9 protein-coding genes are annotated in these 12,370 nt (G+C 69.6%); 3 read left to right on the top strand and 6 right to left on the bottom strand.

The genetic code is table 11. The annotated features are described in order from the left end of the window. Positions 1-170 precede the first annotated feature (170 nt). Entirely contained in the window at positions 171-1,688 is a 1,518-nt protein-coding gene (locus tag VF584_06015) for an AarF/UbiB family protein (protein ID HEX8209724.1), read from the top strand. Positions 1,689-2,131: 443 nt separating this feature from the next. Here the strand turns inward: VF584_06015 and VF584_06010 are convergent, their stop codons facing one another. After that, positions 2,132-3,817 carry an ABC-F family ATP-binding cassette domain-containing protein gene (locus VF584_06010; protein HEX8209723.1) on the bottom strand — a complete coding sequence of 562 codons (1,686 nt, stop codon included), beginning with the start codon at positions 3,815-3,817 and terminating at the stop codon, positions 2,132-2,134. Between the two features lie 144 nt (positions 3,818-3,961). On the opposite strand from VF584_06010, the gene VF584_06005 reads away from it, so the two are divergent. After that, complete coding sequence (locus tag VF584_06005; GenBank protein ID HEX8209722.1) at positions 3,962-4,516, top strand: LemA family protein; 555 nt, start codon at positions 3,962-3,964, stop codon at positions 4,514-4,516. Further along, the gene (locus VF584_06000) at positions 4,516-6,363 is read left to right on the top strand and encodes a DUF2207 domain-containing protein (GenBank protein HEX8209721.1); all 1,848 of its coding nucleotides are present in this window, start codon (positions 4,516-4,518) and stop codon (positions 6,361-6,363) included. The genes VF584_06005 and VF584_06000 overlap by 1 nt, the downstream gene beginning before the upstream one ends. Positions 6,364-6,485: 122 nt before the next feature. Here the strand turns inward: VF584_06000 and VF584_05995 are convergent, their stop codons facing one another. The 5 genes from VF584_05995 to VF584_05975 form a co-directional block, all read right to left on the bottom strand. After that, on the bottom strand, positions 6,486-8,420 hold the full coding sequence (locus VF584_05995; protein ID HEX8209720.1) for an FAD-dependent oxidoreductase: 1,935 nt from the start codon (positions 8,418-8,420) through the stop codon (positions 6,486-6,488). A gap of 139 nt (positions 8,421-8,559) precedes the next feature. Next, the gene (locus VF584_05990; protein HEX8209719.1) at positions 8,560-9,456 is read right to left on the bottom strand and encodes a ParB N-terminal domain-containing protein; all 897 of its coding nucleotides are present in this window, start codon (positions 9,454-9,456) and stop codon (positions 8,560-8,562) included. Next, entirely contained in the window at positions 9,453-10,325 is an 873-nt protein-coding gene (locus VF584_05985) for a ParA family protein (GenBank protein HEX8209718.1), read from the bottom strand. Before VF584_05985 ends, VF584_05990 begins: the two co-directional genes overlap by 4 nt. Before the next feature lie 135 nt (positions 10,326-10,460). Then, positions 10,461-10,682: a hypothetical protein gene (locus tag VF584_05980; protein ID HEX8209717.1), complete on the bottom strand. Its 222-nt coding sequence runs from the start codon at positions 10,680-10,682 to the stop codon at positions 10,461-10,463. A 228-nt stretch (positions 10,683-10,910) separates the two neighbouring features. Continuing rightward, on the bottom strand, positions 10,911-12,299 hold the full coding sequence (locus VF584_05975; protein ID HEX8209716.1) for an amidohydrolase family protein: 1,389 nt from the start codon (positions 12,297-12,299) through the stop codon (positions 10,911-10,913). Positions 12,300-12,370 lie beyond the last annotated feature (71 nt).

Below are 12,370 nucleotides of genomic sequence, written 5' to 3'. Positions count from 1 at the left end.
CGGCACTGCAACAGCGGGCTCACACAGAGACACGGAGCCACAGAGAAAGCTCTTCCTGCCTTTCCTCTGTGTCTCTGTGTGAGGCCATCCCGTAGAAGCCCACCCACGAACAGTCCCCGCCCACACGGGTACAGAGCGCCTCAAGCAGGCTTCACACACGCACCGGTCAGATGCGCACCCTTTTTCTGCTCGTCCAGCTTCTCCCCTTTGCGCTCTCCATCGCCCGCGACCGCCGGCGATGGCTGCTGTGGGGCGCGCCCGTGCGCCGCAGAGCCGCGTTCCACCGGCGCCGCGCGGAGCGGCTCGCGCGCGCCATCCCGCGCGCCGGGCCCACCTTCGTCAAGATCGGCCAGGTGTTTGCCGCCCGGCCAGACGTGGTGCCGGAGCCGTACCTCGGCGCGCTGGGCGACCTCACCGACCGCGTGCCCTGGGTGCCCTTCGCCGAGATCGAGGGCGAGCTGGTGTCCGCGTACGGCGCGCCGGTGGACGAGGTGTTCGAGGAATTCGACCGCGAGCCGATCGCCGCGGGCTCGCTGGGGCAGGTGTACCGCGCCCGCCACCGCGGCGAGGACGTGGTGGTCAAGGTGCTGCGCCCCGGCGTGGAAGCGCTGGTGGAGCACGACGTACGCTTCGTGCGCCGCGTGCTGAACGCGGTCGAGCGCCGCTGGACCCACCCGCAGCTGCGCGGCATACGCGTGGCGCTGGACGAGTTCGAGCGGCGCATCGCGGACGAGATGGACTTCCGCAAGGAAGCCGCGTACGCGCAAGCCATCGGCGAGCGCTTCGCCCGCAACCCGCGCGTGGTGGTGCCGCGCGTGATCGAGGGGATGGTCAGCCGGCGGACGCTGGTGCTGGAGTTCGTGGAAGGGACGCGCGTGGACCGCATCGAGCCGCTGGTGGCCGCCGGGCTCGTGGATCCCTCCGCGCTGGTGGACGCGGTGGTCGAGGCGTACGTGCAGATGATGCTGGTGGACGGCCTCTTCCACGCCGATCCGCACCCCGGCAACCTCCTGGTGCGCGCGGACGGCGCCCTCGTCCTCCTCGACTTCGGGATGGTGATCGAGGTCGATCCGGTCCAGCGCCGCCACCTCGTCCACACCGCCCTCGCCGCGGTCGGCGGCGACGCGGAGCGGGTGGTGGAAGGCTTCTTTGCGCTCGGCATCGTGGAGCCGGGCACCGACCGCGCGACCATCCACCGCCTGGTCGTGCTCCTGCTGGAGATGACCGCGCGCGGCGCCGGCGTCGGCGAGATGCAGCGCGCCCTGGCCGACGAGGTGATGCACCTTCTGCACGACTGGCCGGTGGTGCTCACGGGCGAGATGACGTACTTCGGCCGCGCCGTGGCGCTGATCGAAGGGCTGGGTGCGCGCCACGTACCGGGCTTCAACCCGGTGCGCTACGTGCGGCCCATCCTCATGAAGCACCGCTCCGCCGTCCTGCGCGCCCTCGGCCCCGCCGACGGCGAGGGCCACGACCTCGCATTCGCCCTCGGCCTGCTCGCCCGCGACGTCACCCGCGTGCTCGTGGACGCATCGCGCGGGATCTTTTCCGTGTTCGCCCGCCACCTCCCCGGCCTTGCCGCAGCGGGGCGGCGGCGGGTGGAGGAGGTGCCGGAGGTGGCTGAAGAGAGCTCGGGTGTGGCGGAGAGGACGGTGCTGGCGGAGAAATCGGTGCTGGCCGGCGGTTGAAACCGCTGCAACAACGGCGGGAAGCCTGCCTTCGCGGGCTGGGGGGAGCGGGATCGGTGCGGGGTGGCCAGGGCCGGCGCCGCATTACCGGGGGATGAATCCCCCGGCTGGAACGGCGGGAAGGCGGCTGAAGCCGGCTCGTGAAACGCGGGATTAGACCCCGAGTCCGCGCAGGCGGACTCTGTGTATTTCCAGCGGCGAATTCATTCGCTCCTGGAAGCGGGCCTCCGCGCGGTACCAGCCCACGGGCAGCCACGCGGGGCTGCCCCTACGGGATCGCGTGGGCGCCGCAGGGGTCGAGAAAGGCGGAGGGTGGGCGCGATGGATCGCGCCCCTACAACTGGCGGCGCGTCGGCGATGATCGAAGGCGGATGGTTGTCCCCGAGTCCGCGCAGGCGGACTTTGTGCTTTTGTTGCCGCGAGTTCACTCGCCCCACCAGGCTTCAACGCCCCGCCATCTCCCGCTTCTCGCCCTTTTGCTTCCCCTTGCGGTCCTCCTGGCGCGCCTTGAGCACCACGGCGTCGGCGTCCAGGTGGTCGTCGCCGCAGGAGTGGACGTACTCCTCGTAGGTGCCCAGGAAGTCGCGGATGCCGGCGCGGCTGATCTCCACCACGCGCGTGGCGAGCTGCGCCACGAACCACCGGTCGTGGCTCACCAGGATCAGCGTGCCCTCGTAGCTCTGCAGCCCCGCCACCAGCGCCTCGATCGACTCGAGGTCCAGGTGGTTGGTGGGCTCATCGAGCACCAGGACGTTGGGCTGCTCCAGCGCGATCTTGCTGAACACCAGCCGCGCCGCCTCGCCGCCGGAGAGGGCGCTCAGCCGCTTCTCGCCGTCGTCGCCACTGAAGAGCATCATCCCCAGGTGGCCGCGCACGAAGCCGCGGTCCTTGTCCGGGCAGAAGCCCCACAGCCACTGCTCGGCCGTCCCCTCCTGGTCTTCGAGCTGCTCGTGGTGGTCCTGGGCGAAGTAGCTGCGCTGCGCCTCGTACCCCCACTCCACCCCGCCCTGGTCGGGAGCCAGCTCGCCCATCACGATCTTGAGCAGCGTGGACTTGCCGATCCCGTTGGGCCCCATGATCACCATGCGGTCGCCGCGGCGCACCTCCAGGTCCACGCCGGGGAGGACCTCCTTGTCGCCGAACGACTTGCGCACGCCCTTGATGCGCAGCACTTCCTTGCCGCTCTCCCGCCGCTGGTTGAAGCGGAACTTGGGGTAGCGGCGTGACGAGCCGGGAAGCTCCTCCATCTCCTCCACCTTGCGCTCGATCATCTTGGCCTTGCTCTGCGCCTGCCGGGCCTTGCTCGCCTTGGCCTTGAACTTGTCCACGAACTTCTGGTGATGGGCGATCTCCTTCTGCCGCCCCTCGATCTCCTTCTCCTTCCGCTCCCGGTCCTCCACCTTCTGCTCCAGGAAGTCCGAGTAGTTCCCCCTGTACAGCGTGACCGTCTGGTAGTCCACGTCCAGAATGTAGCTGGCCACGTTGTCCAGAAAGCGGTGATCGTGCGAGATCACGGCGACCGGGCCCTCGAAGTCGTGAAGGAACTTCTCCAGCCAGCGGATGGAGAGGATGTCCAGGTGGTTCGTGGGCTCGTCGAGCAGAAGGACGTCCGGGCTGCCGGCCAGCACCTGCGCCAGGAGCACCCGCAGCTTGAAGCCGCCGGAGAGCGTCGACAGCGGCTGGTCGTGGATCTCGGCGGGAAGGCCGAGCCCCTCCAGGATGACGGCGGCGCGCGCCTCGGCGGTGTAGCCGTCCAGGCGCATGACCGTGTCTTCCAGCTCGCTGAAGCGGTCCGCGTCGAAGTACTCGTGCGCGTTGGCGAGCACCTTTTCCTTCTCCACCATCGCCCGCCACAGCTCCGGGTTCCCCATCAGCGTGACGTTGAGGATCGATTCGCTCTCGTAGAGGAACTGGTCCTGGCGCAGCACGCCCAGCCGGGCCGACCTGGGGATCGAAACGGAGCCCTTGGTGGCATCCGCGTCGCCGCTGAGGATGCTGAGGAGCGTGGTCTTGCCGCACCCGTTGGCGCCCACGATGCCGTAGCGCTCGCCCGGGTTCAGCTGAAAGGCGGCATCCTGGAAGAGGACGCGGTCGCCAAACGATTTTTCGAGGTTGGATACAGAGATCATCCCACAATATAACGGTTATTCCCGATTTTTTGATCCCCCCGCAGGCACGCAAAGCGTCGATGAAGCTGTGCATCGGGCACGTCTGGCACTACCTTGCGCTCCGAGCGTCATCCTGCCGCACTACCCGCCCCCCGGAGCCCTCGCATGACCATCCTGATCGTCCTCGCAGTCGGTGTCCTGATCGCGTTCATGATCGTGGGGATGTACAACCGGCTCGTGAAGCTGCGCGTGACGGCGCAGAACGCGTGGTCGGACATCGACGTGCAGCTCAAGCGGCGCTCGGACCTGGTGCCGAACCTGGTGGAGACGGTGAAGGGGTACGCCGTCCACGAGCGGGGGACGCTGGAGGCCGTGACCGCCGCACGCGCGCGCGCCGTCGCAGCGAGCGGTGCCGGCCCCGCCGAGCGCGCCGCAGCCGAGGCGGCGCTGAGCAGTGCGCTCCAGGGGCTCACCGTCGCCGTGGAGGACTACCCGGAGCTGCAGGCCTCCGCCAACTTCCTCGACCTCCAGACGCAGCTCGCCGAGACCGAGGACAGGATCAGCGACTCGCGCCGCTACTACAACGCCGTGGTGCGCGACCTGAACACCGCCGTGCAGACCTTCCCCTCCAACCTGCTCGCCGGGCCGATGGGCTTCCAGGAGCGCGAGTTCTTTGAGGCCGCCGAGGCCGAGCGCGCAACCCCCGCCGTCCGCTTCTGATGCGCCGCCTGCTCGCGCTCGGGGCGATACTCCTCGCCCTCGGGGCGCCGCTGCACGCGCAGGAGCGCTCGATCCGCATCCGCGACTTCGACGCGCTCCTGACGGTGGGGCGCGACGGGGGGCTGGACGTCACCGAGCGGCTCACCATCGGGTTCACCGGCCAGTGGAAGGGCGTGAACCGCGACGTCCTGCTGCGCCAGGTCACCGGCGAGGGGCGCAAGGAGGTGCTCGATTTGGAGGTCACCTCTGTGACCGACGGCGACGGCAAGCCGATGAACGTGGAAGAGGAGGACCTGGAGGACGGCTGGACGAAGCGCCTGCGCATCTACGTCCCCGGCGCGCGCGACGCGGACCGGCAGATCGTGATCCGCTACCACGTGTCCAACGCCATCCGCTTCTTCTACGAGGGAAGCAAGACGGGGCCGATGGACGAGCTGTACTGGAACGTGACCGGCAGCCAGTGGGACATGCCGATCGACCGCGTGCACGGCCGCGTGGTGCTCCCGGCCGGTGCACAGGCGCGGCAGGTGGCGGTGTACACGGGGCCGGAGGGGACCGAGCTCGCCGGCTCCCACGGCGAGTCGCGCGTGACGGAGAACGGCGTCGAGTTCGCCTCGACGCGCCCGCTGGCGCCGTTCGAGGGAGTGACGGTGGGGGTCGGCTGGCCGCCGGGGTTCGTCACCACGCGCCCCAGCGACTCCGCGCACCGTACCGCGGAGACAGTGCGCCTGTGGCCTCTCGCCCTCCCGCTCCTGGCGTTCGGCCTCAGCTTCCGCGCATGGCGCCGGCGCGGGCGCGATCCGCGGGAAGAGTCGATCGTCGTCCAGTACGACCCGCCCGCCTCCATGCCCCCCGCCGAGGTGGGGACGCTGGTCGACCACACCGCCGAGATGCGCGACATCACCTCCACGCTGGTGGACATGGCGGTGCGCGGCTACATCGGGATCGAGGAGCGGACGGAGAAGAAGCTGATGGGGCTCTTCACCAGCACCGACTACACGTTCTACCGGCGCCGTCCGCGCGACGAGTGGGGCGAGCTGGCGGAGCACGAGCGGCTCTACCTCACCGCGCTCTTCCAGAACGCCGAGGAGTCGGAGGAGAGCTGGGAAGAGCTGCGCGCCGTCGCCCACGCCTCCGGCGACGAGCCGGATCGCCCGCGCCGCGGCCGCGCGCGCGGCGGCAGCGAATCGGTGATGCTTTCCGATCTCTCCGAAAAATTCTACACGTCGCTCCCTGGCATCCGCGACGCGCTGTACGCGAGCCTGGTGGAGCGCGGCTATTACCTGCGCCGGCCGGACAAGGTCAAGAACCTGTGGCTGGGGCTGTCGTTCGTGGTGCTGATCGTATCCGTGTTCGGCGCCTTCATCGCCTTCGACTCGACGCTCTCCTGGGTATCGGCCGGCGCGCTCGCGGCTGGGGGGGTGGTGAGCGCCATCATCGTCTTCATCTTCTCGCGCATCATGCCGGCGCGCACGCCCGAGGGGGCGCGGGCGCGGGAGGCGGCGCTGGGCTTCCGCGAATTCCTGAGCCGCGTGGAGAGCGAGCGCTACCGGCGGATGATCACCTCGCCGGAGATGTTCGAGCGGTACCTTCCCTACGCGATGGCCTTTGGCGTGGAGGGACGCTGGGCGCGTGCCTTCGAGGACATCTACCGCGAGCCGCCGCAGTGGTACCGCGGCACTGGCACCGGGCACTTCCACGCGACCGATTTCTCGTCGCGGATGAGCGCCATGTCCAGCACGGCCGGGAGCACGATGTCGTCCAGCCCCAGCTCGTCCGGTTCCGGCTCGGGGGGCGGCGGGTCGAGTGGCGGGGGGAGCGGCGGCGGGGGCGGCAGCGGCTTCTGAACCGCGCCTCACACAGAGCCACAGAGGGAACTGCAAGAAAAGCGGAGGACTTCGCGGTCAACCTCTGACTTCCAGCGCCGCGCGGATGGCGGACTCGATGGCGCCCTCCACCCAGGCGTGCTTCAGCGACGTATGCTCGCCCGCGAAGTGGACGGGCCCCTCGGGGGTCGGGATGCTGGGATGGAACTGCGTGAGCTGACCCGGCGTGAACACCGCCGCCTCGCCAAACGCGTAGCGGTTGCGAAGCCAGCTCTGCGTCTGCCCCTTTCCGGTGTAGAACACCTCGATGCGCGCGCCGTGGATCGACTGCAGCCCGCGCAGCGCGAATGCATAGCGCTCGTCGTCGGACATGGAGTCCCAGCGCGCCGCGTCGTCCGCCCAGCTGTAGCTGGCGAGCACCACTCCGCCCTCGCTCCCCTCCACCCGGTGCGACGGGTAGTAGATGAAGCGGTTGGGGTTGTCGGTGATGGTGCCGCCGCCGAAGACGTGCGTCGCCTCCTGCTGGCGCGGGCTCTGGTGGCGCAGCTCGGCGTAGAAGGCCTTCTCCCGCCCGGCGATGCGCGTCTCGTCCACCCCCGGATCGGCCCCAGCAGCGCGGACGAGCCCTGCCCCTCGCCGCCGGCCTGGAAGTGCTCGTACAGCCCGGGCCGGATGGCGTCCAGCTCGCGCTTCCACTCCTCCTCGGTGAACTCCCACCAGCGGCGGCTGAACTCCAGCAGCACCTTGGTGGCCGAGTCGTAGTGCAGCTCGATGATGGCGCGGCGCTTCTTGTAGCTGAAGAGCGGGTCCACGATCACGTGGCGCAGGCTGGAGAACGGGATGGTGACGATCGCCACGTCCGCCGTGAACTCCTCAAACACCGGCTTCTTCCCCGTGGACCCGCCGCGGTCCTCGTCGGCCTCCTCGCCCACGCACTTGATCCACACCGCCGGGCCGTCTGGTCCCACGTGCACGCACTGGTTGCAGTCGCGCTCGGGGTGCCAGTACTCCATCTGCACCAGCCGCTGCCCCATGCGGATCTCGTCGCGCAGAAAGGCGAGGAAGGCGTACGGCAGGCGCCAGTTCCCCCCCTCGATCTCCCAGTACGTCGCGTCCGGCCGGATGTCGCTGCGGCCAAGGAAGGTGTGGAAGAAGGAGAGCGGCAGGCGCGACGTCAGGTTCTCAATCGTCCCCACGGCCTCGATCGTCTCGTCGCTGAACCCCGCGTGCTCCTTGAGGAAGCCCCACATGGAGTACGGATCGAAGTCGTAGATCACCCGCGCCCACCCCTCCACCCACTCCGGGAACGGCTTGCGCACTCGCTTCCCGCCCTCGCCAGTCGAGAAGTAGTCACGCACGCAGTCCAGCGCCTCGTTCACGAGCTTTCCGGCCGCCGTCCCCGCCTGCTCCGCCGGCACCCCGAACCCCTCATTGATCTCGCGCGGACCGTTGTTGTAGTCTGCACGCCGCACCTGCTGCCCGTTGGTGCGCAGCCACGCGTTGTTTCGCTGCTTCGGGAAGCGGTAGTCGGGGCTGTCCGGCCCGTTGCGCCACTCGCCGCTCCCATCGAACGGTGGATACACCACGGGCGGCACGCGCACGCCCGGTTGCGGCTCCACCGGGCCCTCTACGTCGATGTTGAAGAAGGGCCGGCGCGGAAGTCCCAGCTTGTCGATGAGCGCGAGCACGAGTGGGTGGAAGTCGGGAAGGCGCATGGCTCCTGCCTCCGCGTACTGCTTTCGGTCGACAAAGGGCGCCCCAAGGTCCGGGCGCCACTGGTCCTGCCGGAATGTCTTGAGCCGCCCGCCGATCCGGTTGCCGTTCGCCTCCACGATGGTGACCTGGTGCCCCGCGTTCTTGAGGAGCCACCCGGCTACCAGCCCCGCGATCCCCGCCCCCACGATCAGCACCTTCTTCGGCGGCCCGCCCTGGGGCAGCCCGCGCTCGATCAGGATCTCGAGGTACTCCTTCACCAGGTCCCGGTCGCCCTCGCCCACCATCAGCAGGGTGCGGGCGAGTTGGACACAGGTCTCCCACCGCGCCTCGTCGCGCGGCGGCGTGTGGGTGTGTTGTGTCATGGGAATCTGCGTGTAAGAAAGGAACGGCCGTCTCACACAAAGACACCAAGGAAACGGAAAGGCAAGAGGAAAGTTCTTCTTATCCGTTCTTGTTGTCCCCTCTGTGGCTCTGTGTGAGGCCAAAGAACGCAGGCGACGCTCAGCCGCCGTCCGCCTCCGCCAGCATCTGCTCCAGCCGCTCGACTAGGCCCCGCACCTCCGCACGGTACTCCCGGTCGTCGTGGAGCCGCTTGGGATCGAGGTGCGCGTTCAGGCGCAGGGTGCCGCCGCGCGCCGCCGACCAGCGGATCGGCGAGGGGACGGCATCCGCGGCCTGCGCCGCGCCGGCGACGACGGAGCGGGCCATGGCGCGGAGCGTCGCCACGCGCTCCGGGAGCGGCTTCGACGAGGTGTCGCGGAATACGGCGGTGCCCATGCGCGGATGGCGGGCGAGGGCGGCGCGCTCCTCCTCGGTCATCTGCGCCAGCGCTTCGCCGCCCTTCGTCATCCAGCTCACGTAGCCGGGGCTCTTCCCCGCGCGCGCCGCGAGCACCGCCTGGGTGTGTCCGAAGCCGTGGTGCGCGCGATAGTACGCCAGGCACGCATCCATCACCGACATCGCCCTGCGCGACTCGTTCTCCGCGATCTGCTGGAGGAAGGCTTCCTCCTCGCTGATGGGCCCCAGGTCGCGCACCGTGACCGTACGCAGGCCGGCGAGCCGGGCGGCGTGCAGGCGGCGCCGCCCGTACACGAGCACGAAGCGCGGCGCGACCGGCGGTCCCACGCGCCGCACGCCGATGGCGCCCGGCACGTCGCCGTCGATGCGGATGGAGCTCGCCAGATCCGCGAGCTCCTCCTCGCTTTCCACCTCGCGCACGTAGGCGCCCTCCTCCTCGATCTGCGCGATTGGGAGCGTCAGGTGATTCTTGGCGCGCGTGGCGCCGTCCACCACCGCCGCCGGGTGCGACGGCGCCATCCCCGCGAGCTGGCTGGACACCTGTGTGAAGGCGGCGCGCTGCTTCGAAAGGTCCAGCGCCGGACGTGGGGCCTTGCTCATGCCGCCACCTCCACCGCCTGCAGCCCGATCCCCATCTGCTCACCGTCGAAACGCGGCACCGCGCCACGCCCCTCGATCCCCACGCGCTCCATCCACTCCGCCGCGACTTCGCGGAAGAGGGGGGCGGCCGGCGTGCTCACCCGGTACAGCCGCTCGTACAGCTCCACCGGCATACGCATCCCGCGCGACGACCCGATCACGCCACGCATTGGAAAGACCGTGCGGAAGACGTCGTCCGGGAAGCAGTCGCGGTAGAAGCGGACGTACTGGTCGCCCTCGGAGGTGCGGCGGTACTGGTTGATGAGGAAGCCCGCGCGGCGCAGCGCCGGGTTGAAGTCGGCGCACACCTGGTCCACCGTGCCGATCAGCTTGAGCACGCCGCTGGCCGAGAAGTCGTCCGGCGTGGCGACTACGGTGTAGCTGTGCGCCGCCGCCAGCGCCACCTGCAGCCAGATCCCGCCCGAGGGCGGCGTGTCGATCAGCACCACATCGATCTCCTCCGGGATCGCCTCGGAGAGGAGCGACGCGACGGAGTGGATCACCCGTCCGCGCCGCGCGTCGTCGCGCGCCATCTCGTACGCCACCAGCTTTTCCGACCCCGGCAGCGTCCACAGCGTCGGAAAGCTTTTCTGCACGGCGGCCTCGGCGATGGTGGAGCGCCCCTCCAGCACGTCCGCAAAGGTGGGCCCATAGCCCGGGTCGGCGTAGTCGGACCCCAGCAGCGCCGCCGTGGCGTTGCACTGCGGGTCCGCGTCGATCACCAGGGTGCGGAGCCCATAGGCCCCGGCCAGCGTGCCGGCCACGTTTACCGTCATGCTGGTCTTGCCCGCACCGCCCTTCTGGACGGTGAAGCAGGTGATGTGTGCCATGTGCGAGGGAGGAGGCGTTGCGGGTGTGAGTGAGGACCGGTCGTAAAGATGCCTTGCTCCGGGCTCCGGAGCAAGGCACCTGTCTTTACCAACCGCGTACGGCCGGGTTTACCCGGTAAATCCCCAGAGTTGCGTTCAGCTCCCCAGCCCGCCCATGAGCCCTGCGAAGATCCCGCCGAAGATGGCGCCGATGATCGCGAACACGACCATGATGATGATGCCCGCGGGAATCGAGGCGATGGCCACCTTGATCATCAGGACGATCAGTTCACCGATCCCGATGTCGATCCCCGTGATGCGAACGCCGCCAGGCGTCGACTGCGTGTTGACGTAGGGCGCGTGCGGTGTGTTGTCCATGGAAGCTCCGGGAGGTGCGATGGGAGAAGAGCGGGAGACCGCCCGCTGGCGGGGTACTACAGGTGAATAAGTACGGGGCAGGGGCGTGTTTACTGTCAACATGAAACCGAGGGCAGGCAGAAGGGCGCTCACAACAAGTACTCTTCACAACGCCGCTGCGCCAGTTCCGTGTGTCCGAGGCGCAGCGGCTTAAGTGACGGCAGTGAGACTCTGGCGCGGCGAAGCAGGTCAGCGGTACTCCAGCTCCCGCCGCGTCCAGACCTTTCCGCCGCGCACCACCCGCGACACCCTGCGGTAGTTCGCCACGTCGGCGAGCGGGTTGGCGTCCAGCACCACCAGGTCGGCAACCTTCCCCCGCTCCACCGTCCCGATGTCGTTCCTCCCCATAGCCCGTGCGCCGTTGCGGGTGCTGGCGACGAGCACGTCCATCGGCGAGAGCCCGGCCTCGGCCATGGCGGCCATCTCGCGGTACACGGAGGGGCCGTGCAGCGTGAGGGGATTGCCGGCGTCGGTGCCCATCACCACCGGAATCCCCGCGGCGTGGACGCGCCGCAGGTTCGCCAGCATCAGCCGGTAGCCCTCCGCGGCGCGGGCCCGGATCGCCGCGTTGTCGCCGCCCGCCGGCGGAAGTGAGTCGGTCAGGAAGGCCTTGGCGCGGGTGGCCGGGTCCACGCACTCCAGCGGAAGTCCCTGCGGGTTGAAGCGCTGCTCCCGCAGCTGAAGGTACCCCTCGCGCACCGTGAGCGTCGGGTTGTACGATGCGCCCGCCTCGCGCGCGAGCCGCAGGAACTCGTCATCGACCGCCACGTCTTCCACCGAGTGCACGAGGAGCTTGGCGCCGGCGCGCAGTGCGTCCTTGGCGGCCCACAGGCTGGTGGCGTGCACGATGAGCGGAATCCCCGCGCGCCGCGCCTCCTCGGCCGCCACGCGGATGCGCGACTTGGATGCGGCGGTGTCCGGCGAATTCGCGCCCACCAGGTACCACACCTTCACCGCGTCGCTCTCCCAGGCAGCGGCCATGCGCGCCCCCGCCCGCGTGGCCGAGTCGGTGGCGGTATGCACGAACTGCCGCTCCGCCGGCAGGTTCACCCAGTGGTCGCGCGTGGAGAGGAGCGGCCCCGCCGCAGCCACGTGCGGCGCCGCGGTCGACCTCTCCGCCCCCTCGCGCAGCGCCCACGTCCACGGGTATCCCCCCACGTCAAACGTCGCCGTCACCCCCGAGCAGAGGTGGCTGCGATAGAACCGCTCCGGGTGCGCCTGCAGCGACGCGATCGTGGAGTCGTACGGGAAGCGCGCGCGCACGTCGAGCGCATCGGGGCGCCCGTCGGCCCACCCGGTCTGCGAGTAGTGCACGTGCCCGTCCACGAGTCCCGGGATGACGTACTTGCCGCGCACGTCCACCCTCCGCGCCCCCGCCGGCACCGCGCACCTCCCCGCGCACACGATCCTCCCGTCCTGCATCACCACCGTCGCGCCGGGCACCGGCCGGCGCCCAGTGCCGTCGATGAGCGTGCCCCCCACCAGCGCGGTTACCGGCCCGCCCGCACTGGAAGCCTGCGCGGAAAGCTGCTCCCTGCCGAAGAGCAGGGCGAGAACGATGGCTGCAGTCCGGAACATCGTGCCCCCGGGTTCCGTGGAATGCGTGTGTGCTGCGATGCCTCTCGCATCATGGGGCGATTGCAACGGCG

The organism is Longimicrobium sp. (assembly GCA_036389135.1).
In the GTDB taxonomy this organism is placed as follows: domain Bacteria; phylum Gemmatimonadota; class Gemmatimonadetes; order Longimicrobiales; family Longimicrobiaceae; genus Longimicrobium.
The sequence above is the reverse complement of the archived record's forward strand: the minus strand, read 5'-3'. Positions and strand labels throughout refer to the sequence as shown.